The organism is Novosphingobium sp. BL-A-41-Hi4A-0G, assembly GCF_055521735.1.
Genome location: NZ_CM145501.1, coordinates 2,888,333 through 2,908,820 on the forward strand (window position 1 = coordinate 2,888,333; position 20,488 = coordinate 2,908,820).

The 20,488-nt window shown below is 65.3% G+C and carries 20 protein-coding genes and 1 tRNA gene; 16 read left to right on the forward strand and 5 right to left on the reverse strand.

Annotation, left to right across the window (positions count from 1 at the left end):
• Position 1: 1 nt before the first annotated feature.
• The 5 genes from ACZ1JX_RS13970 to ACZ1JX_RS13990 all read left to right on the forward strand — a co-directional run bounded on the left by ACZ1JX_RS13970 (position 2) and on the right by ACZ1JX_RS13990 (position 6,891).
• Positions 2 to 1,534, forward strand: a complete 1,533-nt coding sequence (locus ACZ1JX_RS13970; RefSeq protein ID WP_465124124.1) for an AAA family ATPase — start codon at positions 2 to 4, stop codon at positions 1,532 to 1,534.
• Positions 1,535 to 1,710: 176 nt separating this feature from the next.
• Complete coding sequence (locus tag ACZ1JX_RS13975; RefSeq protein ID WP_465124125.1) at positions 1,711 to 2,460, forward strand: hypothetical protein; 750 nt, start codon at positions 1,711 to 1,713, stop codon at positions 2,458 to 2,460.
• 344 nt (positions 2,461 to 2,804) lie between these two features.
• Entirely contained in the window at positions 2,805 to 5,699 is a 2,895-nt protein-coding gene (locus ACZ1JX_RS13980; protein ID WP_465124126.1) for a hypothetical protein, read from the forward strand.
• Complete coding sequence (locus ACZ1JX_RS13985) at positions 5,693 to 6,145, forward strand: hypothetical protein (protein ID WP_465124127.1); 453 nt, start codon at positions 5,693 to 5,695, stop codon at positions 6,143 to 6,145. Before ACZ1JX_RS13980 ends, ACZ1JX_RS13985 begins: the two co-directional genes overlap by 7 nt.
• 14 nt (positions 6,146 to 6,159) lie before the next feature.
• Positions 6,160 to 6,891 (forward strand): hypothetical protein, encoded by a 732-nt coding sequence (locus ACZ1JX_RS13990; protein ID WP_465124128.1) that lies wholly within the window; start codon positions 6,160 to 6,162, stop codon positions 6,889 to 6,891.
• A gap of 328 nt (positions 6,892 to 7,219) precedes the next feature.
• On the opposite strand, the gene ACZ1JX_RS13995 is transcribed toward ACZ1JX_RS13990, so the two are convergent.
• Together ACZ1JX_RS13995 and ACZ1JX_RS14000 are read right to left on the reverse strand one after the other, a co-directional pair.
• Positions 7,220 to 7,477 carry a hypothetical protein gene (locus tag ACZ1JX_RS13995; protein WP_465124129.1) on the reverse strand — a complete coding sequence of 86 codons (258 nt, stop codon included), beginning with the start codon at positions 7,475 to 7,477 and terminating at the stop codon, positions 7,220 to 7,222.
• Between the two features lie 334 nt (positions 7,478 to 7,811).
• Positions 7,812 to 7,885 (reverse strand) — tRNA-Gln (locus tag ACZ1JX_RS14000).
• Positions 7,886 to 8,044: 159 nt separating this feature from the next.
• Between ACZ1JX_RS14000 and ACZ1JX_RS14005 the strand changes: the two genes are divergently transcribed.
• From ACZ1JX_RS14005 to ACZ1JX_RS14015, 3 genes are all read left to right on the forward strand, one after another.
• On the forward strand, positions 8,045 to 9,325 hold the full coding sequence (locus ACZ1JX_RS14005) for a Ppx/GppA phosphatase family protein (RefSeq protein WP_465124130.1): 1,281 nt from the start codon (positions 8,045 to 8,047) through the stop codon (positions 9,323 to 9,325).
• A complete protein-coding gene (locus ACZ1JX_RS14010; protein WP_465124131.1) occupies positions 9,322 to 10,008 on the forward strand; it encodes an RlmE family RNA methyltransferase in 687 nt (228 codons plus the stop codon). The genes ACZ1JX_RS14005 and ACZ1JX_RS14010 overlap by 4 nt, the downstream gene beginning before the upstream one ends.
• 130 nt (positions 10,009 to 10,138) lie before the next feature.
• Positions 10,139 to 10,576: a surface-adhesin E family protein gene (locus ACZ1JX_RS14015; protein WP_465124132.1), complete on the forward strand. Its 438-nt coding sequence runs from the start codon at positions 10,139 to 10,141 to the stop codon at positions 10,574 to 10,576.
• A gap of 6 nt (positions 10,577 to 10,582) precedes the next feature.
• On the opposite strand, the gene ACZ1JX_RS14020 is transcribed toward ACZ1JX_RS14015, so the two are convergent.
• Positions 10,583 to 11,191: an NAD(P)-dependent oxidoreductase gene (locus ACZ1JX_RS14020; protein ID WP_465124133.1), complete on the reverse strand. Its 609-nt coding sequence runs from the start codon at positions 11,189 to 11,191 to the stop codon at positions 10,583 to 10,585.
• Between the two features lie 109 nt (positions 11,192 to 11,300).
• Between ACZ1JX_RS14020 and ACZ1JX_RS14025 the strand changes: the two genes are divergently transcribed.
• Positions 11,301 to 11,705 carry a winged helix-turn-helix transcriptional regulator gene (locus tag ACZ1JX_RS14025; protein WP_465124134.1) on the forward strand — a complete coding sequence of 135 codons (405 nt, stop codon included), beginning with the start codon at positions 11,301 to 11,303 and terminating at the stop codon, positions 11,703 to 11,705.
• On the opposite strand, the gene ACZ1JX_RS14030 is transcribed toward ACZ1JX_RS14025, so the two are convergent.
• A complete protein-coding gene (locus ACZ1JX_RS14030; protein ID WP_465124135.1) occupies positions 11,694 to 12,074 on the reverse strand; it encodes a hypothetical protein in 381 nt (126 codons plus the stop codon). The genes ACZ1JX_RS14025 and ACZ1JX_RS14030 overlap by 12 nt on opposite strands.
• A 125-nt stretch (positions 12,075 to 12,199) precedes the next feature.
• Entirely contained in the window at positions 12,200 to 13,102 is a 903-nt protein-coding gene (locus ACZ1JX_RS14035) for a c-type cytochrome (RefSeq protein WP_465124136.1), read from the reverse strand.
• Between the two features lie 154 nt (positions 13,103 to 13,256).
• Between ACZ1JX_RS14035 and ACZ1JX_RS14040 the strand changes: the two genes are divergently transcribed.
• From ACZ1JX_RS14040 to ACZ1JX_RS14070, 7 genes are read left to right on the forward strand one after another with little or no spacing between them, the layout of a single operon-like run.
• Positions 13,257 to 14,150: a prephenate dehydratase gene (locus tag ACZ1JX_RS14040; RefSeq protein WP_465124137.1), complete on the forward strand. Its 894-nt coding sequence runs from the start codon at positions 13,257 to 13,259 to the stop codon at positions 14,148 to 14,150.
• Between the two features lie 51 nt (positions 14,151 to 14,201).
• The gene (locus ACZ1JX_RS14045; protein ID WP_465124138.1) at positions 14,202 to 14,879 is read left to right on the forward strand and encodes a hypothetical protein; all 678 of its coding nucleotides are present in this window, start codon (positions 14,202 to 14,204) and stop codon (positions 14,877 to 14,879) included.
• Complete coding sequence (locus ACZ1JX_RS14050; RefSeq protein WP_465124139.1) at positions 14,876 to 16,156, forward strand: DUF4350 domain-containing protein; 1,281 nt, start codon at positions 14,876 to 14,878, stop codon at positions 16,154 to 16,156. The genes ACZ1JX_RS14045 and ACZ1JX_RS14050 overlap by 4 nt, the downstream gene beginning before the upstream one ends.
• Before the next feature lie 17 nt (positions 16,157 to 16,173).
• A complete protein-coding gene (locus ACZ1JX_RS14055; RefSeq protein WP_465126422.1) occupies positions 16,174 to 17,130 on the forward strand; it encodes an AAA family ATPase in 957 nt (318 codons plus the stop codon).
• Complete coding sequence (locus tag ACZ1JX_RS14060) at positions 17,127 to 18,455, forward strand: DUF58 domain-containing protein (protein WP_465124140.1); 1,329 nt, start codon at positions 17,127 to 17,129, stop codon at positions 18,453 to 18,455. The genes ACZ1JX_RS14055 and ACZ1JX_RS14060 overlap by 4 nt, the downstream gene beginning before the upstream one ends.
• Positions 18,452 to 19,513, forward strand: a complete 1,062-nt coding sequence (locus ACZ1JX_RS14065) for a stage II sporulation protein M (RefSeq protein ID WP_465124141.1) — start codon at positions 18,452 to 18,454, stop codon at positions 19,511 to 19,513. The genes ACZ1JX_RS14060 and ACZ1JX_RS14065 overlap by 4 nt, the downstream gene beginning before the upstream one ends.
• Positions 19,513 to 20,481 carry an RDD family protein gene (locus tag ACZ1JX_RS14070; RefSeq protein WP_465124142.1) on the forward strand — a complete coding sequence of 323 codons (969 nt, stop codon included), beginning with the start codon at positions 19,513 to 19,515 and terminating at the stop codon, positions 20,479 to 20,481. The genes ACZ1JX_RS14065 and ACZ1JX_RS14070 overlap by 1 nt, the downstream gene beginning before the upstream one ends.
• Positions 20,482 to 20,488: the final 7 nt, after the last annotated feature.

Consider the following 20,488-nt stretch of genomic DNA (forward strand, 5'->3'; position numbering starts at 1 on the left):
TATGGCGACTATCGCGCAATTCCCGACCAGCCGCGCCGGATCCTTGCCCTCCACCGTGGAGGCCGAGGCGGCATTCCTTGGCGCCTTGCTCATCGATAATCGCACGCTCGCTGCAGCCGGGGACCTGAAGGCCGACCACTTTCAGGCGGCAATTCATGGGAGGATCTTCGAACGAACTGCCGCGCTGATCGGGAGAGGTGGCAAGGTCACACCGGTAACGCTCAAGCCCTATTTCGAAAGCGACGAAGGCCTGAAGGAACTCGGGGGCGTCTCCTACCTCGCTCGCCTCACTGGCGACGGGCAAGGGCTTCTCAATCCGGCAGACCTCGCCTTGCTGATCGTGGAGAGTGCCGAGCGCCGCCGCTTCCAAGCCGAACTGACAGCAGCACTGGAGGCCGCAGCAGATCCTGCAACGTCTCTGGCAGAGATCGCGCTACCCTCGCCGCCTTTGGCCGGTCAGACTTTCAACGCGCTAGACCTAGCGGCGCTTGCCAGCCGGGAAGCGAAGCCGACCGCTTTTGCGATCGAACGGATTGCACCTCTCGGCGAGGTGACCCTTCTTTCCGGGCCAGGCAGCGCAGGGAAGTCTCTTCTCGGGCAGCAATTTGCCACGGCCGCCGCGGCTGGCGTTCGGTGCATCGGTCTCGACGTGATTGCAGGCCCGGCAATCTATCTTTCGTGCGAGGATGACGCAGAGGCGCTGCACTGGCGCCAAGCGCACATTTGCCAGGCCCTCGGGCTCGATATGGCGAAGCTGGCGGGCCGCCTGCACCTTGTCACGCTCAGGGGCGAACTCTCGCCCGAACTCGGCACGTTTCAGCATGACGGTACGATCCGCCCGGCTGAGACTTATCGCCGCCTTGATCGGCTGATGCAGCGCACGGGCGCCCGGCTCGCCTTCCTCGACAACCTCTCGCACCTTTTCACCGGCAACGAGAACGACCGCGGCGAGGTGACGCGCTTCTCGAACTTGCTCAATCGGCTGGCATCGCAGCACGGGGCCGCGATCGTACTTTTCGGTCACACGAGCAAGGGCAACGGCTCCAGCTTCAGCGGCTCGACCGCATGGGCAAATGCAGTACGCTCGCAATGCACCCTCGCCCATGATCCGGAAACGGACTTGCGCACTCTCACAGTCACCAAGGCGAACTATGCCAGGAAGGGCGAAGCAATCACCTTCGCTTGGGCAAACTGGGCATTCGTTCGTGAGGATGACCTCCCCGCCGACAAGCGCAGCGAACATGACGAAACGGTACGCGCCGCGAACGATAACGCCTTGTTCCTCGCTTGCCTGAGGGAGCGCAACAGGCAGCGCCGCGCAGTGTCGGAACGCAGCGGGGCGAACTTCGCGCCCAAGATCTTCGCAGCCATGCCTGAGAGCCGGAAAATCGGGAAGGAACGCCTCGCCGCGGCAATGGACCGCCTCTTTCGGCTGGGCAGGATCGAACGCGCCGAACTCTGGAAAGGTGCAGATCGCAAGTGGATTCCGGGTTTGCGGGAAACGCCGAACGGGGAGTCCGCAGAAAATGGCTAAGTCATTGAAAGTATTGCGGGCAACACTGATGCGGGAAACGCAGACCCTTTGCGGGAAACACTGCCTGAAAACCGCAGAAAACCGTGCGGGAAGCGCGGGAAACGGTGCGGGAAACATATACCCCCACACCCCTATAGAGAGAAAGGGAGATACCTATAGGTCTCCCTTCTCTCTCATTGGGAGGGAATGACATGCCAAGACTCGCAGCAAAATTTGAGAGAGCGAACTTCGCCGGGCCGTACCGCGCGTTCGGGCTGAGCATCGATCGCCGATTGGAGTTGGCCGCATTGACCGCGACCGACCAGGCGGCACGGCAGGCGCTCGGCTCGATCCGCAAAGCGATGCAAGGCGCAGGGCTCGGGCGGCTGGGCAACGGGTTGAGCGCGGCAAGCGACCTAAGCAGTGGGCGCGGCATTCACCGTCGCGAAGCGGGCGGCTGGAGCGCGTCAGGCGCGGTATTCGTGCGCAGCCGCAGCGAGCGGACCCGTGGCGCGATCGAAGCATACACGGGCGGTGCTGAGATCACCCCAAAGCGCGGGCGCTGGCTTTGGATCGCAACACCGGATTTGCAGCGAGTGGCAGGCGCCAAGGGCAAACGGCAGAGAGTGACGCCGGGCAACTGGGATGCGCTCGGGCTTGATCGCCGTATCGGTCCGCTTGTGATGCTCAAATCGATCAATGGCTACCCGCTTTTGGCGGTGCAGGGCGCGGGCGTTTCACTCACCGGGGCGAAAGGCTCGGCTCGCTCCCTCAAGAAGAACGGGCAAGCCAGGCGCGGGCAAGTTCGGCGCGAGTTGCTGATTGCCTTCGTCGCGATCCCAAGAACCAGCCGCGCCGCCCGCGTCGACGTGAACGCAATTCTCAAATCAGCGCAAGCGGACCTCCCCCGCTTGTTCTCCGAAGCTTTCGAAAGGAGCGCCAAATGACGGCCCCCACATTCCCGGCATTCATCCGACTTCAGGCGCAAGGCGCCGACGAAGCCAAGGCGCAGTTTATCAAGTCCGTGAACGACCTCACGGCGGCCAGCACTGATCGCCTCGGCAAGTTCTCCACGGACGCGCAATTCGAGATGGTCAAGGCCTTCACCATGCCATCGGCGGCCAAGAACGCGCTGACTAGCGAAGTCGACCGCGTAACTATGGCGGCACTCGGAAAGCTGGAAACCTTCTCGGCATCTGCCAGGCGCAACCTCGATGCCGCTCTCAGTGGCAGGGCAACGGCAGCGGGCGGAATCGACGTTGACGTTGCAGGCGCTCGACAGGCCGCCGCAGTGGCAGAGCAGCGCGCGGCCGTGGCCCGGCAACTGGCAGACGCTACCAAGGCCGCCGCCCTCGCCGAAAGGGACTTCTCCCAGGCGACCCGCCTCTCGATCGCAGCGGCAAAGGAACTGGCCACCTCCGAGACGGCAGCGGCACAAGCGGCGCGGACCCAGGCAGACGCCGCCGAAAAACTGCAGGCCGCCATGGATCGGGCCGGCATCTCGGCAAAGGGCCTTGCCAACGCGAATGACAACGCGAAGGCGAGCGCAGCGCAATTGCGGGCCGGCAGTCAACAGTTGGGCTACCAAATCTCGGACCTCGGAACGCAGCTTGCCATGGCCGGCGCCTCAGCCAACTCAGGCAAGATGGCGCTGATGGCCTTCAGCCAGCAGACGCCGCAAATCATCCAGGCAATCGGCCTGATGCGAGGCGAGGCAAAGGGCTTTATCGGCTTCATGGGCGGCCCTTGGGGCGCGGCATTGCTCGCGGCAGGATCAATCCTCGGGCAGCTTGCACTTGCGCATTCAGAAGCAGCGGATGCGAGCGACAAGCAGAAGGGCGCAGCCGAGGACCTAACAAAAGCCCTCGATGACCTCCACGATGCCACGGTGCGCGAAAGTCGGTCGACCCAAGCGAGCATTGCCGACGACTTGGACAAAGCAAACGCTATGCGCAAACGGGCGATCGAAACCCGTAAAGCGGCCATTGCTCAACTTGAAGCGACGAAGGCAACCCTTGCGGCGACGCGCGATGGCCTGAACACCGGGCAGGCAGGTCCCGCGGCTGGCCTTGCAATGCAATCCTACATGAACCGCGCGAGCGAACTGGACGCCGAGATCGCCAAGCAAAACGTTGCGATTGCCAACGCTAACGAGATCATTCGTCTGAAGCGTGGCGCGCAGATCCGGCAGAACGTGGCGGAATCCTTCGACCCTACCGCAGCGGCGACCGGGGCATACGAACGGACGCTCGATCGGCTCAATCGGCAGTTGCAGGAAGGTAAGATTTCTGAATCTGAGTACCGAAACGAACTGACCCGCGCGACGGAAACCCGCAACGCCGCGACCGAAGCAGCGCGCAAAAGCAGCAAGGCGACCGGGGATCACACCCGCGCGACGAAAGAACAGAAGGAAGTCACCAACGCTCTGGAGCGCGCTTTCTATTCGGGGATCAAGGCGGCCGAAGCTTTCAACAATGAGATAGGCAAGGCCCTTGGCGCCCAAGTCGACAAGGATACGGGCCGGTATTGGGAGGGCGTTGCAGAGCGCCAGGCCGAAGCGCTGGGCAAGCTTACGGCAGCCGCACAGGCGCAAGCGGACTGGAATACGGAACTGGCCGACACGCTTCGCCTTCTCGACCAGATGGGCGGCGCGGGCTCGACCCTTGGCAATCTCGGCCGCATTCTCGGCACCCTGTCAGGCGGGAACCTCGGCGGGCTTCCCGGCCGGGCGGGCATCCTCGGGCAGGCTTTCGGCAGTGTGACGTGGCACTCGGTCGACAGCAACGGGAACCGCATGGTGCATCAGTTGGGCGACGAATTCTCCCGCGTGCTCGACAAAACGTTCGGCGAAAAGGGGACCTTCGCCAAGATGCTGAAGGGCGCCGGCATCGGTACGGCAGTCGGCGGCATCGCATACGGCAACAACACTGGGGCCATCACCGGGGCAGGCATCGGCGGCGCGCTCGGGGAGGCGACGTTCAAGAAGCTGGCTCCCAAGCTTTTCAAGAAGCTCGGCGACTTCGCGGGCCCGTTGGGCTCGATCATGGGCGGCCTTCTCGGGGGCGCTCTGGGCTCAGTTTTCAGCAAGGTCTCGAAAGGATATGCGGTTGTCACGAACGGGGGCGTAAGCGCAGGCGGAAACAACGGCGACTTAACCGCAAGCTCCCGCACAAGCGGAACCGGCATACAGGCGGCGCTTGCTAACATTGCGGACCAGTTGGGCGGCTCAATCGGGGACTATGCCGTCAGCATCGGCAAGCGCTCGAGCGGCTGGATACGCGTTTCGGCTTCTGGATCGTCGGCAGTTGCGGACAAGTCCTTTGCCAAGCGTGGCGGCTCCGACTTGCTTTACAACGGCAAGGACGAAGCCGAAGCGATGCGCGTTGCCTTGCTCAACGCTCTGCAGGATGGAGCGATCAAAGGCATTCGCGAGGGAGCGCAACGCTTGCTCAAGGCGGGCGGTGACATTGACACGGCACTCCGCAAGGCCCTGTCCTTCGAAGGCGTTTTCCGTAGCCTGAAAGAGATCAAGGACCCGGTGGGCTCGGCGATTGATGCGCTCAATCTCGAGTTTGGCCGCCTCATCGACATCTTCAAGGAAGCGGGCGCCTCCTCCGCCGAGTACGCGGAACTTGAAGAACTCTACGGGATCAAGCGCAAGGACGCCGTGGAACAGGCCAATTCCCGCATTCTCAGCAGCCTCAAGGGCCTCAAGGACTATCTCACTACCGGAAGCGACTTCTACAGCCTCCGCGACCGCCAGGCGCAGGCCCTTGCGATCTACAACCCGTTGGCCGACCGCGTGAAGGCAGGGGATGCAACTGCATTCGACGCGTTCTCGCAGGCCGCGCAGACGCTCCTTGAGATCGAACGGCAGATTTCCGGCTCGACCGGGGCATTCTTCGCACGGGCCGACGAGATCCAAGCCCTGACCGACCAGGCGATTGCAGGCAAGCAGTCCGTGGCCGACGCCGCCGCCGCAAGCGATAGCCCATTTTCTCAATTGGCCTCGCAGCAACAGGCGACCGTTTCCGCGATCGACAGCCAGACCGAAGCGCTCCTTGCGGCCCTCGGAGGGATCAACGCGAACCTTGTGGCCTCGCTCAAGCAGCAAATTGCGGCATCGGGGCAGAGCAATGCCGCCAGCGATTACACCGGGCTCCTTGCCGCGCGTGGCTATTGGTGACGCACCCTCATTCGTGCCCGAACTCCAAGAACGAAGGACAAAATATGTTGAAAGAGCAACTGAAGGCAAAAGGCCTGACCCGGCTGGGCGGTGTCCTGATGACGGTGGCCGAAGCGAAGAAGGCAGGTCCCCTTATGGCCGCCGCGCGCCAGAAGCGGGCAGCAAGGCCGACCACTCGCGCCGCCGTCACGAGCAACAAGCCGCGCAACCGCGTACAGATCGTTGCAGAAGCAGTGCAGCGTGACCGGGCATTGCAGGGAAAGGCCGAGCAGGCCCTTTTCATGCTCGCCGACCCGGCATTCGCGAACGTGACCGGCGCGGGGATCGTGAAGGCCCTCAAGGCAGGTGTGACCGCTTCGCCGCCGACCGTAGCAGCGACAGAACCGGCCGAAAAAGCGCGCGACCCGTGGGCAAGCGTGATTGCTCGAATGCACAACAAGAATTGAAGGAGCTAACCAGCATGACCGCAATCTATGATCGAACCGCAAAGGCCCTCGCCGTGCTCGACTTCTCGGACGAGAACCAGGCGCTCGCCGAATGCACGGCTGAAGGGGACCGCCTCGGCCTCGCCATGCGCAAAGCCGAAGGGCGTATTACCGAACTGGCCGGGCAGCTTTCCGCCCTCCTGCAGGACCGGATGGCCGAGAAGCGGGCCGCCGTGGCCGTCGCCGACGCACTGCTAGGCGAGGCCGACGCCAGCGAGGCAACCGCTAACCTTGTCAGGGAGCGCGACTTGCGCGAGGAACTGGGCGCCCTTCGTGCGGGGCTTCGCGAACTGCAGGAACGGGCGCGGGAAGCCGACGAAGAAGCGGCGAGGCTGAAGAGCGCGGCGCAGGAGAAACTAGGCCCGATTCTTCGTCCTGCCCTTGATGCAATCATGGCCGACGCTCGCGCCGCCGCGGACACGATCGCGCAGGCCTTCGCCGCCTGTAGCGCAATCACCTCGGCATCACGCCTATTCGGCTCGGAGCGACAAGTGACGGGCGATGCACTGGCAAGGCTGATGGCCTCAGGCCTGATCGATCGGCGCAACGTCATCCCGACGCCGGACAGCATCGCGGAAATGCTTTCGCCGCTTCGCGCCATGGGGCCGGCAGTGGCTTGCAGCGTTCCGACCTTTGCCAGTGTGCCCGAAGATACCTCAGCCTATGCGCTGATGGCGGGCATCGCCGCGCGTAAGGCGGTAGGCTGATCGAATAGAGCGCGGGCGGGATTTCCTTTCCCCCGTCATGCGCTCGGGGGGCGACTAGGCCAAAAAGTCGCCCCTCTACCCTCTAGGCTCTCGGACGTGCCCTCCGGGGGCCTTTTTGGTGCCCTGCAAAGTCAAACTTGAAACTGAAGCATTGCCAGAAATCGGGGGGCCGAGCGATTTTTGCGGTTCCCAAGCGCTTTGGGTCCGAAGATCCCGCAGGTAGGACCCGCGTTTTGCCCTCGACCATCCCCGCCGTGCCAGCCACAGGGCCGCACAGAGGCAAGGCTGGGCTTTGACGGAGGCGGATGACCTCGACAGGCTGATGCGCTCAGCGGCTCTCAGGCTCGGCCACGCGATAGGTGCAAGCGCAGAGCGCAGGCCACGGGCAGCCATCGATCGGAGACATGATCGCATCGCCAGGCGCGCACCGACTGCCAAGGTACGGGCGGGCCGCATTGCAGGCCGGGATGAGCGGGCCAATGTTGATGAACTCTGCGACCGCGCCAGCCTTCTCGACCTCGGCAAGGCAGCGCCTCACATGGTCCTGATGGATTCGCACAATCTCTTGCTCGGATAGCTCTCGCATCCTGCCTCCTATCGAATCCCGTCTCAGCAAGCATAGGCCACCATGAGGCAGCGGGGCTAGGCGCAGCACGTTCGCCCCCTCGAACTCAAACTGCAACTGCAGATCGACGCGCGCTTTCGTGTTTTCAGAAACCGCAGATTTGTGCGGGCTACAGCCTGATTTCAGCCGCCGAGACTCCAAGCAGCTAGACCGGAATGTGTGCGCTTCGATTTACGGGCTCGCAGTTCGGGCACGATCCCCCCCGATTGCAGGGCAATGTGGGAGCCAATGAGGGAACGGCACGAGAGGTGTTGCAGGAAAATCCCTGCAAAACATATCGTTAGCGCTGATGTGATGGATGCCCCGCGAGGATTCGAACCTCGATAGACGGAATCAGAATCCGTAGTCTTACCATTAGACGACGGGGCAACGTGAGGCGCGCAACTAGGGGGCGGGCAAGCGTTAGTCAAGCGGGTCTATCGGCATTTTTGGGCGCTGGCCTTGCGGGCAGGGCGCGGCATCGCTAGCATTAGGGGCAAGTACCCGGCAGCATCAGGCAGCGCGGGAAAACATAAGCGAATAAGAGTCATGGCGGGTTCCATTCCGCCGGCAAACGGGCAAGACGCGCGCCAGAACGGCAAGACGGCAGGCAGCAAGAAGGGGCAAAGGAAGAAGCCCCGCAGGCCACGCGGCAAAGCCGGGAACAGTGTCCCGCCCAAGATCGCCGGCACGACCAGTCCGCCCGCAACACGCGGCAGCGGCACGCAGGAGGCAGTCGTCAAGGCGGTGCCGGAAGTGGCACCCGGTCCGGCTGCGCCTCAACTGCACGAACGGTCTTCGGGCTGGCAAAGGCCGCTTCCCCACCATCGTCAGGCCTATGCCGCGATCGACCTTGGCACCAACAACTGCCGACTGCTGATCGCGCGGCCCTCGGGCGAGCACTTCGTGGTGATCGATGCCTTCAGCCGCGTCGTCCGCCTCGGTGAGGGCCTTGCCCAGACAGGGCGTCTTTCGGACGAGGCGATGGACCGCGCACTCGCCGCACTCCACGTCTGCGCCGACAAACTGCGCAAGCGCAACGTCCACCTCGCCCGCTCGGTCGCCACCGAAGCCTGCCGCCGCGCCAGCAACGGCCAGGCCTTCATCGACCGCGTGCGCGACGAGACCGGCATCCGCCTCAACATCATCACCGCGCAGGAAGAGGCACGCCTTGCCGTGCTCGGCTGCCACATCCTGCTCGAACAGGGCACCGGCCCCGCGATGATCTTCGACATCGGCGGCGGATCGACCGAGATGGTGCTGGTCGAAACCGGCGAGACCGTGCCGCGCATACTCGACTGGCAATCGGTGCCCTGGGGCGTCGTCTCGCTGACCGAGAGCATCGGCGCGATTGCCGACGATCCCGATGCGCGCGCAGTCGCCTATGCCGAAATGCGCCGCCGGGTGGACGAAGGCTTTGCCGACTTTGCCGAACGCGTCAGCCCGATGCGCCATATCCGCCGCGAGGAAGGCCACATCCGCCTGCTCGGCACCAGCGGCACGGTAACCACGCTTGCCAGCCTCCACCTCGAACTGCCGCAGTATGACCGTCGCGCGGTCGACGGCCTTGTCGTGCCGGCCGATTCGATGCGCGGCATCAGTCGCCGTCTTTCGACCATGACTCCGGCCGAGCGCATCGCCCTGCCCTGCATCGGGCGAGAGCGCTCCGATCTGGTGGTAGCCGGCTGCGCGATCCTCGAATCGATTCTCGACATCTGGCCGGCCGAACGGCTCGGAATTGCCGATCGCGGCATCCGCGAAGGCATCCTGCGCAGCCTCATGGCCACCGGGCCCGACCCGCGCAGCCCCAAACGAACGGAAGCAGCATGAGCCGCTCAGGAAAGAACCCCAACGAGCGGCTCAAGACCGCCAAGGGCCGCAGCGCCTCGTCGGTGCGCTGGCTCTCGCGCCAGCTCAACGATCCCTACGTCAAGCAGGCCCGGGCCGAAGGCTGGCGCAGCCGCGCGGCGTTCAAGCTGATCGACCTCGACGAGAAGTTCGGACTGCTCAAAGGCGCAAAGCGCGTCGTCGACCTCGGCATTGCGCCGGGCGGCTGGAGTCAGGTGGTGCGCAAGAAGGCGCCCGCAGCCGCCGTGGTCGGGATCGACCTGCTGCCGACCGACCCGATCGAGGGCGTGACCATCTTCGAGATGGACTTCATGGCCGACGAGGCTCCGCAGGCCCTGACCGATGCGCTCGACGGCCCGCCCGATCTCGTCATCTCCGACATGGCCGCCAACACCGTCGGCCACAAGCAGACTGACCACTTGCGCACGATGGGCCTGGTCGAAACAGCCGTGGATTTCGCGATCCAGACGCTGGCACCGGGCGGGGCCTTCGTCGCTAAGGTCTTTGCTGGCGGCACCGATGGCGAACTGCTGACGATCCTCAAGAAGAACTTCACCACCGTGAAGCACGCCAAGCCGCCGTCGAGCCGCAAGGATTCGTCAGAATGGTACGTGATCGCGCAAGGCTTCAAAGCCCGCGCGGACGAGTACGCGCAAGATTCATGAGACGCGCTGAGCCCGCGTTAACCGCCGACTGACGGGCTGTCGCATCGCGGGACTCAGGAAAAACCCCTAACTGGCGCAGTGGCGCGGCGTGGTTATCAGGGCGTTAACCGACGCATCCCGGAGCCACCCGATGACCCCAGTCCGCAACCTGCTGCTCCCGCTCGCGCTCCTCGGCTTCTCCGGCGAGGTGGCCACGGCTGGAGAGGCAAGAGGATGGTCTGCCGACTGGAAGGTCATCGGCGTGGCGCAGGACCGCACGCAAGTGCTGGTCCGCCCCGAATCGGTGCGCGAGCTTGCCCCTGAAAGCGGCCGCGCCTTCCCGGTCCGGCAGGTCTGGGCGGGCTTTGATTTCAGCGATGCCTCGGCTCTCGACAGCGGTCGCAAGGTGATCCTGTTCCGCTACGATTGCGCCCATCGCCGCGTGCTCATCGCTGCCGCCACCGACTATGCGCCCGATGGTACCGTGCTCGCCCGCAATGCCGTTTCAGCGGATCGGGCCGACCAGTATGAGCCGGTCGAGCCCGAAACGCTGAACGCCGCGATCATGGCCGAGGCCTGCCCCGCCTGACCGCAATCAGTACGCTGCGGTAAACCGCGCGCGCGGGTGGCGGTGCTGCTCGAGCTCGTCGACCATCGCGATGGCATAGTCGGCAAAACTGATCCGGCTTTCGCCCTTCTCGTCCACCACCAGCTGATCGGTGCCAAGCCGGAACTTGCCGGTGCGCGGGCCGACCTCGATGAAGGCGGCGGGCGAAAAGAAGGTCCAGTCGATCTCGCTCTCCTCGCGCAGGTCCTTGAGGAAAACGATACCGCCAAGGATCGCGGGCTTCCATTCCTCGGGAAGCTGCATTGCGTCGAAAAGGATCTTGCCGGGAGCGACCTCAAGGCTTGCTGCCCCGCCCGTCACCAGCAGGCGCGGCACGCCAGCGGCCTTGAGCGCCGAGAGCAACGTCGCGGCGCTCACATCGAAGTGCAGCGCGCTGATCACCGCATCGACGCCGCGGATCAGCCCGGCCAGCGCCTGCGGATCGGCAGCATCGCCCGCCACTGCGGTCACGCCGCTCGCTGCCGCAATGGCCTCCGGCTTGCGCGCAATGGCAAGAACCTCATGCCCACGACGGGCAAGTTCGGCAGTGATTTCCGATCCGGCGCGACCGCTGGCTCCAAGCACGGCAACTTTCATCGGCTTACTCCTGTATCGTGATCGATGGGGTGGTTTCCAATGGATACCAGGTGCGCTATCGTCACGACCCATGCAAGAAGGCACGATTTCCATACCAGGTCACCGCGAAGTGACTGCTCCCGGCGAGGGGACTGGTCGCGCCAGGCCACGCGGCGATGTCTATGCCGCCAATTGCCCGACCCGGCAGCTGCTGGACCGAGTTGCCGACAAATGGAGCGCGCTGATCCTGCTGCTGCTTTCGCGCGAGGACTTGCGCTTCAATGCGCTCAAGCGCCGAATCGAAGGCGTGAGCCAGAAGATGCTGAGCCAGACCCTGCGCTCGCTGGAGCGCGATGGCCTCGTCAGCCGAAGCGTCGAGCCCACCGTGCCGGTGACAGTGACATATGCGATCACACCCTTGGGACGCGGCCTCGTCGGCGCGCTTTCGAGTATGATCGAATGGGCCGAGACCTGCATGATCGAGGTTTCGGCTGCGCAACGCGCCTATGACCTCAAGCAGGAATCAACGCGCTGAAGCACCTCGCGTAGCGTTCCAGTTGAACAGGAAGTTGCGCTGCTCGGCCCAGGTCTGGCCTTCCACCCAGTCGCCGACAAGACACGCTGCGGTGTGATAGGGGCCGAGCCCGTCCGTCGTGCGGAAGCTCACGCACGTCCGCCCACGATCGGTCTTCCACCGCCCGGCCAGAATCTCGCTTTCATAGAAGCTGCCTTTGACCGTCCCGTCCACCTGCAGCTCGAGCACCATCGGCTTGAGGTAGGGCTCGTCGGACTTTGCCGAGAGATCGACGATCCACGCCCCCTGAATGGCAGCGGGAGGTTCTGCAGCACTGACAGGCGCGACAGAAAGCATGAGCAACAGGATTGCGGCAACAGAGCGGAGCATCGGCGATCTCCCAAAGTCCGAATCCTGCGCCCGACGGGACACTCCCGCAACCGGCACCAAAGACACGAACAAGGCGCCCGGATCGCTCCGGACGCCCTTTCAGATTCAAGCCGAGATCGAGAAGCTTACTTCTTCGACTTCAGGTAGGCGATCACATCGGCACGCTGCTGGGCGTCCGAGATGCCCGCGAAGGTCATCTTGGTACCCTGCGCGAACTTGGCCGGGCCTGCGAGCCATGCGTCAAGCGTCGCATCGTCCCAGTTTCCGCCCTTGCCCTTGAGCGCGTCGGAGAAGGCATAACCGCCACGGTCACCGGCAACGGCTTCGCCATAGACACCGAACAGGTTCGGGCCGATGCCGTTGGCGCCGCCCTGATCGATGGTGTGGCAAGCCTTGCACTTCGCAAAGATCGCCTCGCCCTTGGCGGCATCGCCGACGAGCGCCACAGTCGCGCCAGCAGCAGGCGCGGCACCGGCAGCCGGGACGGCTTCGGGCGCGGGCAGCGGCAGGTTCGAGCCGAGCGAGTTGAGATAGAGAATGACGTTGGCGCGGTCTTCGCCCTTGGGCAGGCCAGCGAACGACATCTTGGTACCCGCGGCGAAGGCCTTGGGGTTCTTCAGCCACTCATTAAGCGTGGCAAAGTCCCAGTTTCCGCCGTGTCCAGCCAGATCGGCCGAGTAGGCAAAACCTGCCGCATGCTTGCCAACCGGCTTGCCGACGATACCGTAAAGGTTCGGACCAATGCCGTTGGCTCCGCCCTGTTCGGCAGTGTGGCAGGCCTTGCACTTGGCAAAGACAGCCTCGCCCTTGGCGACGTCACCGGCCGCGAGCAGATTCGCCAGCGGAAGTTCGGCAGCGGCGCCACCTTCGGCACCTTCCTCGACGACGCCCTCGATCGCGTAGCCCATCGTTTCCGGACGGTGTTCCTTATCGGCAAGGAAGTAGTGCGCCGAAAGGCTGGAAAGCCCCAGAGCCACGATGCCCCCGAACAAGGTCCACCCGGCGATGGTATTGAAACGATCGTCCATTTACGAGCCCCATTGGCGCACGCCGACACCTTGCCGACACCCGCGCGAGTTGGGGGACCCTCTAGTCAGCGCCATGCCGCAGCGCAAGATGGTTTGACTCGCAAATTCGAACTCGCTTGCCCGAAAGGACAGAGCGGCTTAACGCCCGCGCGTCATGCAAAGCTATCCCGCCCCCGCCCTCGCCCTTGTCGAGCAGATGGCCGCCGCCGCAGCCGCAGATCCGGCGCGCGCGGTTTCGTTCCAGGGCGCACCCGGCGCAAACTCGCATCGCGCAGCGCTCGAGGCCCTGCCAGACTGCCTGCCGCTGCCCTGTTTCTCGTTCGAGGACGCGCTCGATGCGGTCAAGGAAGGCCGTGCAGGACAGGCGATCATCCCGATCGAAAACTCGCAGCACGGGCGCGTGGCGGACATCCACTTTCTCCTGCCCGAAAGCGGGCTGTCGATCGTCGGCGAACATTTCCTCGAGATCCACGCCAGCCTGATGGCGCTGGGCGACGGTCCCTTCACCGCCGCCTACAGCCACCCGCAGGCGCTCGGCCAGTCGCGCTTCTACCTGCGTGACCGGGGCATCGTGCCGATGAGCTATGCAGACACTGCCGGCGCTGCAGCCTATGTCGCAGAACTTGGCGACCCGACCGTGGCCGCGCTCGCCCCGCGCATCGCCGCCGAACTCTATGGCCTCAAGGTCATCGAGGACAACGTCGAGGACGCGCACGACAACACCACCCGATTCGTCATCCTGTCGAAGACCCCGCGCGATCCGGCAACGATCACTGGTCCTGCAATGACCACCTTCGTTTTCGAAGTGCGCAACATCCCTGCCGCGCTCTACAAGGCGCTGGGCGGATTTGCGACGAACGGCGTAAACATGACCAAGCTCGAAAGCTACCAGCGTGGCGCGAGCTTCTCTGCGACCGAGTTCTATGCCGACATCGTCGGGGCCCCCGGAGAGCGCGCGGTCGATCTCGCTTTCGAGGAACTGGGCTTTTTTGCCAAGGACCTGCGCATGCTCGGCACCTACCCGATGGAACGCATCCGCGGCGGCTGATCGGATACAGTTGCGCTTGCCCGTGGGCCAGCGCCGTGCAACGTTCGCCAGGTGACGGCACCCGGGGCGGCAGTATCGGCAAAGAGCGACGCGGCAGCGGCAGAGGCCGCATGGCGAACGGTGCGCGATTCGGCTGACATCCAGTTCGCCCCCGTCCCGCCCGATCCACCCCCTGTCACCCCGGAATGGCTGAAGGCGTTTGGTCGCTTTCTCGAATGGCTGTTTTCGCCGCTTGGACGCCTTCTCGGCAGCGGATGGAGCGTGATCGAGATGGTCATGCTCGTCAGTGCCATCATCGGAGGCATCTGGATCGTATGGGCCCTGCTCTGGCCGCTCTGGCGCGATCGCAAAAGCAAGCCGCGAATCGCAGAGCCGGAATGGACGCCACAGCGCGAGGAAGCGCTGGCCCTTCTCGAAGACGCTGACCGGCTCGCCGCGCAAGGCCTCTTCGGCGAAGCCGCGCACCTCCTGCTCCAGCGCAGCATCGGCCAGATCGCTCGCGTCCGGCCAGACTGGCTCAGCCCGTCGAGCACCGCGCGCGAGATCGGCATGATTCGCGCCCTGCCAACCGAAGCCCGCAGCGCGTTCGGCACGATTTCCGCGCTGGTCGAACGCGCCCGCTATGCGCTCAGCCCCTTGGGCGCCGAAGACTGGTCCACCGCGCGCGAGGCCTATTCACGCTTTGCCCTGCAACAGCTGCCGACCGGGACGGCAGGTGCCGCCGCATGAGCGCGGCCCCGGCTCCCTTCTTGCGCGGCACGATCATCGGCATGCTGCTGACAGGCGCCCTCGCCTTCGTCGCGCTGCTCTGGTTTCTCGGCAACGGCACCGGCGGCAGCGGCAACAACGGCGGCGCGCATGTCGGCGGGCAGGGGCTCAACGGCTATGCCGGGCTCGCCCGCATGCTCGAAGCCGAAGGGCTTGACGTCCAGCGCCAGCGCAATCGCCGCACGCTCGAAACCGCGCCGGGATTGCTGATCCTGACGCCGCCTGCCGATGCGGACGGCAAGGAGATCGCCAAGGTCGTCGAGGCCCATCGCTATCTTGGCCCGACCATCGTCGTCGCGCCCAAATGGTTCGCGATGGGAGCGAGCTCGAACAAGGCCAAGCGCGGCTGGGTGCAGCTGATATCCACGCAAGGCCCCGAATGGCGGGGCTTTGCCGACAATGTCGCCGTCGCCATCGGCAAGGAGGATGGCCCTGCCGCTGGCGGCTGGAAGCTTGGCGAACGACGCGGCCCCCTGCCCGATGACCGGCAGGTCGAATCCGGCTCGGGCAAGGGACTTGTCCCGATCGTCACCGCAGGCGATGGCCGCATCCTTGCCGCATGGCTCGATGACGACGGCTACTACCCCGCACTCAACCAGCTGGCAGGCGTGGACCCGGACTACGGCGGCGAGGACGAAGAGATCTACCCGGTCGTCCTCGTCTTCGAACCAGACCTGCTCGACAACTGGGGCCTTGCCGACAATGCGACGGCTCTTCTCGCGCGCGATCTGGTGAAGGCCGCTGCCGACGACGACAGCATGTCGATAGTCTTCGACATGACTTTCAACGGCTTCGGCGCGAGCCGCAACCTGCTCACCCTCGCGTTCGAACCACCGTTCCTCGCTGCCACGATCTGCCTGCTGCTGGGGGCCCTTGCGGTCGCATGGCGCGCGTTCAACCGCTTCGGCCCGGCGCTGGCGCACGCGCAGGAAATCGCGATGGGCAAGGCCGCACTGGTCGCCAATGCCGCAGGCCTGATCCGCCGCGCCGGTCGCATCCATCTCGCCGCCGCGCCCTATGCCGATGCAACGCGCGATCGCATCGCGCTGGCGCTCGGCCTGCCGCGCGGGCTTTCGCCGCAAGAGATCGAACACCTGATCGACCAGACGCTGCAGCGCCGGGGCATCGAAGGCCCCGCCTTCTCCACCGCTGCACGGCATTTGCGCGATGCCCGCAAGCCGCACGAACTGACCAGGCGGGCACTGGTCCTGCAACAAATAGAAAGGCACCTGAAGTGACCGCTGAGACACCGCACATGACTTTGGCCGATCTCGGCACGCTGGCAGGCGCGATCCGCGCCGAAGTGGGCAAGGCCGTGGTCGGACAGGATGAGGTGCTCGACCATCTCCTCGTCGCGCTCTTTGCCGGTGGCCACGTCCTGCTCGAAGGCCCGCCCGGAACCGCCAAGACCTTCCTCGCGCAAAGCTTCGCAGCTGCCTTGGGCCTCGATTTCGGGCGCATCCAGTTCACGCCCGACCTCATGCCTGGCGACATTCTCGGCTCCAACCTGTTCAACTTCCAGACCAGCCAGTTCACCCTGACGCGCGGGCCGATCTTCCACGAACTGCTGCTGGCCGACGAGATCAACCGCACCCCGCCCAAGACGCAGGCCGCCCTGCTCGAAGCCATGCAGGAACGCCGCGTGACACTGGACGGCGAAGCGCACGCCCTGTCCGACCGGTTCATGGTCGTCGCCACGCAGAACCCGATCGAAAGCCAGGGCGTCTATCCCCTGCCCGAAGCCCAGCTTGACCGCTTCCTGTTCAAGCTGCTGGTGTCCTACCCCTCGGCAGAGGAGGAAACCCGCATCGTCACCCGCTATGGCGAAGGACGCGGCGCGCCAAAGCCCGCCGAGCTTGGTATCGTGGCCGTGGCCGACGAGGTCCAGCTCGAGGCAGCGCAAGTCGCCGTCGCCTCGGTGACCATGGCCGAATCCGTGGTCGACTATGTCGTCCGCCTGATCCGCGCGACGCGGGAAAGCGGCGATCTCGTCGTCGGTGCCAGCCCGCGCGCCGCCGTGCTGCTGGCAGGGTCCGCCCGCGCCCGCGCCGCGCTCGACGGGCGCAACTACGTGATCCCCGACGACGTCAAGGCCCTCGCCACCGCCGTCCTGCGCCACCGCCTGATGCTCAGCCCAGCGGCCGAGATTGAGGGCAAGCAGGTCGAAGCCATCGTCGCCGCTCTGGTCGAAGGCACGGAAGCGCCCCGTTGAGCAGGCCCGCCGCCCTCCTGCCCTCTGGCCGCGCGGTGCTGATCATCGCAGGCCTCGCGCCGCTTGCACTGGTCCTAGCCGCCGCCGCGCCCGGCGCGTGGATCGCAGCCCCGGCGATCGGCGGCGCATTGCTGGTGCTGGTCGTGCTCGACGGGTTGTTCGCCGGATCGCTGGCGGACCTGCGCGTGATCAATCCGGCCGATACCGAAGTCGGCGAACCATCGCAGATCACCGTTCTTGCCGACCTTTCCCGCACCTCTTCACGCGCAAGACCCGAAGCCGCGCTTGAATGCGATCCGCGCCTCGCCCCCGGCGGACGCATCGCGTTGCCCTTGGCTTTCAACGAAGGCGCATGGAGCGGCACCGCCGACATCACCCCGACCCGTCGCGGCACCGGCGCGCTTTCGCGCGTCTGGCTGCGCTGGAACGGCCCGCTCGGCCTCGCCCATCGCCAGGTGACCCGCGCGCTCGATTCCGAAGTGCGGGTCTGGCCGAACATCGCTCCGGTGCGCAGCCCCGCGCTGCAGATCTTCCTGCGCGATGCCCAGTTCGGCCTGATCGCCCGCCGCATCCGGGGTGAAGGCACCGATTTCGAAGCGCTCGCCGAATACGAACCCGGCATGGACCGCCGCCGGATCGACTGGAAAAGCTCCGCCCGCCACGCCCGCCTCTTCGCCAAGGAATACGAGGTCGAGCGCAACAACCAGATCGTCTTCGCGTTCGATTGCGGCCAGTCTATGTGCGAGCCGATCGAGGGCCTGCCACGGATCGACCGCGCGGTCACCGCCGCGCTCACCACCGCCTATGTCGCATTGAAGGCACAGGATCGCGTCGCCCTGTTCGGCTTTGCCGCAAGGCCCGAAGTCGCCACGCCCTTCGTCACCGACAGCCGCGATGTCGCGCGCCTCCAGCGCGCCGCCGCCGGGCTGGACTACCACCCCGGCGAACCCAACTTCACCCTCGCCCTGTCCACCCTCGCCGCCCGCCTGCAGCGCCGCTCGCTGATCGTGCTGTTCTCGGATTTCACCGATCCGACCAGCGCCGAACTCATGGTCGAGAACGTCGGCAGGCTGGTCGAAAAGCACCTCGTCCTCTTCGTGGTGATGACCGATGCCGAACTTGCCGCCATCGCCACCGCACCGGTCACAGACGTGCAGTCCGTCGCCGAAGCCGTCACCGCCACAGGCCTCACCCGACAGCGCGCCCTTGTGCTCCAACGCCTGCGCCATCTCGGCGTGCGCGTGCTCGAGGCGCGGCATGATCAGATCGGCACCCGGCTGCTCGACGCCTACCTTGCGATCAAGCGCGAGGGGAGGATCGGATGAACGCTGTAACCACTGGCATTGCTCAACGCATCGGTGGCTGGTTCACCAAGCCGTCCGAGCAGGCCGTGGCCGCAGAACAGGCTGCCCTGCGCTCCGACCGCTTCCGGCTTGAACGCGAGGGTGATTGGAAGCGCCTCGAATCCACCGTCAAGGCCATGGAAGCAGGCCGCACCCGCCGCGTTTCGGACGAGGACCTGCTTGCGCTTCCCGCGCTCTACCGCACCGCCGCGTCGAGCCTTGCCATCGCGCGCGAAACCTCGCTCGATGCCGCTCTGGTCGCCTATCTCGAAGCGCTGACCCAGCGCGCGTGGTTCCTCGTCTATGGCCCGCGTGCCTCGCTGTGGTCGTGGCTGCGCGGCTTTCTCGGCGGCGGCTGGAGCGCGAGCGTGCGCGGCCTTGGCAGCGACATCCTGATCGCGCTCGCCCTGATGGTCGCGGGCACGGTGGTCGGATGGTTGCTCGTCGCCTCGAACCCCGAATGGTACTATTCGCTCGTCCCCGGCGGCGATGTGCGCGTACCCGGGGCAAGTCGCGAGGTGCTGCACGGCACGCTGTTCGGCAATCAGGACCAGGACGGCATGAGCGTGTTCGCTGCCGAACTGTTCAGCAACAACGCGCAAGTCTCGATCCTGTGCTTCGCGCTGGGCTTCGCCTTCGGCCTGCCGACAATGCTGCTGCTGATCCACAACACCGCACTGCTGGGCGCGATGCTGTGGCTCTATCACGGACAGGGCCTGCTGCTCGATTTCGTCGGCTGGCTGGCGATCCACGGCACGACCGAGCTTTTCGCGATCCTGCTCGCGGGCGCGGCGGGCATTCACATCGGCCGCGCGATGGCCTTCCCTGGCAATGCCTCGGTAGTTGACGCGGCAGCGACCGCGGGGCGGCGCGCGGCGCAAGTGATGACCGGGGTCGTGCTGATGCTGGTCGTCGCGGCGGTGCTCGAAGGCTTTGCCCGCCAGCTCGTCGATTCCACGCCCTCGCGGCTGACGGTGGGCGGGTTCATGCTGGTCCTGTGGACCGGATACTTCTTCGCGTTCCGTCGGGGGCCACGCTGATGGCCTGGAAGCCACCTTGGCGGCGCAAGGACAACGTCAGCCCTGCCAACAGGGCCAAGGCGCATGAAGAGCGCCGCCGGCGCATCGTCATAACCCCTGAAGGCGTGCCCATCCCGTTCACCCTCGCCTCGCGCGGGGCCCGCGCCGGGGCGCTGTTCCTTGACCTTGCGATGATCGTCGGCGCGATGATCGGCGCAACGCTGATCCTGTCGCGCATTGCGCAAGGAGCGGGCATCAATCTCAACGACAGCAACTCGCCCGCAGGCCGCGCGGTGCAGGCATTGTCGGTGCTGTGGATCATCATGCTGTTCCTCTTCCGCAACGCCTGGTTCCTGTTCTTCGAGCTGGGCCCGCGTGGCGCTACGCCGGGCAAGCGCATCACCGGCATCCGCATCGCCGCACGGGCGCGCGGCAAGGATGGCGGCAGGCTCACCACCGAAGCGGTGATCGCCCGCAATCTGATGCGCGACATCGAACTGTTCATGCCGCTGATCTTCATTATCGTCGCCAGCGTCGAGGGCGGCGATGCCGAGTTGGCGGCGTGGGCGGGACTCGTCTGGTTCCTGCTCTTCGCGCTGTTCCCCTTCTTCAACCGCGACCGCCTGCGCTGCGGCGATCTGATCGCCGGAACCTGGGTAGTCGAAGCGCCCAAGCGCAAGCTCGAACAGGCGCTTTCCGTGGGCGACGGTGCGAAAGGTATCTCGGCAGAAACCGGCGCGCAGTACCGCTTCGGCGATGCCGATCTTGCCGTCTATGGCGAGTTCGAACTGCAGGTCCTCGAACGCGTGCTGCGCGAGAACCGGGAAGACGCGTTGCGCGATGTCGCCCGCACGATCTGCGCCAAGATCGGCTGGGACGCGGGCGCGGGCGACGAGCGCGCGTTCCTCGAAGCCTACTACGCCCAACTGCGCGCCCGCCTCGAAACCGGCATGCGCTTCGGCAAGCGCAAGGCCGACAAGCACGCGTGAGCGTAGC

What these genes read in the sequence shown, in the direction of transcription:
- ACZ1JX_RS13970 (WP_465124124.1), top strand. Translation starts at nt 2, where the DNA reads ATGGCGACTATCGCGCAATTCCCGACCAGCCGCGCCGGATCCTTGCCC.
- ACZ1JX_RS13990 (WP_465124128.1), top strand. Translation starts at nt 6,160, where the DNA reads ATGACCGCAATCTATGATCGAACCGCAAAGGCCCTCGCCGTGCTCGAC.
- ACZ1JX_RS13995 (WP_465124129.1), bottom strand. Translation starts at nt 7,477, where the DNA reads ATGCGAGAGCTATCCGAGCAAGAGATTGTGCGAATCCATCAGGACCAT.
- ACZ1JX_RS14005 (WP_465124130.1), top strand. Translation starts at nt 8,045, where the DNA reads ATGGCGGGTTCCATTCCGCCGGCAAACGGGCAAGACGCGCGCCAGAAC.
- ACZ1JX_RS14010 (WP_465124131.1), top strand. Translation starts at nt 9,322, where the DNA reads ATGAGCCGCTCAGGAAAGAACCCCAACGAGCGGCTCAAGACCGCCAAG.
- ACZ1JX_RS14015 (WP_465124132.1), top strand. Translation starts at nt 10,139, where the DNA reads ATGACCCCAGTCCGCAACCTGCTGCTCCCGCTCGCGCTCCTCGGCTTC.
- ACZ1JX_RS14020 (WP_465124133.1), bottom strand. Translation starts at nt 11,191, where the DNA reads ATGAAAGTTGCCGTGCTTGGAGCCAGCGGTCGCGCCGGATCGGAAATC.
- ACZ1JX_RS14030 (WP_465124135.1), bottom strand. Translation starts at nt 12,074, where the DNA reads ATGCTCCGCTCTGTTGCCGCAATCCTGTTGCTCATGCTTTCTGTCGCG.
- ACZ1JX_RS14035 (WP_465124136.1), bottom strand. Translation starts at nt 13,102, where the DNA reads ATGGACGATCGTTTCAATACCATCGCCGGGTGGACCTTGTTCGGGGGC.
- ACZ1JX_RS14040 (WP_465124137.1), top strand. Translation starts at nt 13,257, where the DNA reads ATGCAAAGCTATCCCGCCCCCGCCCTCGCCCTTGTCGAGCAGATGGCC.
- ACZ1JX_RS14050 (WP_465124139.1), top strand. Translation starts at nt 14,876, where the DNA reads ATGAGCGCGGCCCCGGCTCCCTTCTTGCGCGGCACGATCATCGGCATG.
- ACZ1JX_RS14055 (WP_465126422.1), top strand. Translation starts at nt 16,174, where the DNA reads ATGACTTTGGCCGATCTCGGCACGCTGGCAGGCGCGATCCGCGCCGAA.
- ACZ1JX_RS14065 (WP_465124141.1), top strand. Translation starts at nt 18,452, where the DNA reads ATGAACGCTGTAACCACTGGCATTGCTCAACGCATCGGTGGCTGGTTC.
- ACZ1JX_RS14070 (WP_465124142.1), top strand. Translation starts at nt 19,513, where the DNA reads ATGGCCTGGAAGCCACCTTGGCGGCGCAAGGACAACGTCAGCCCTGCC.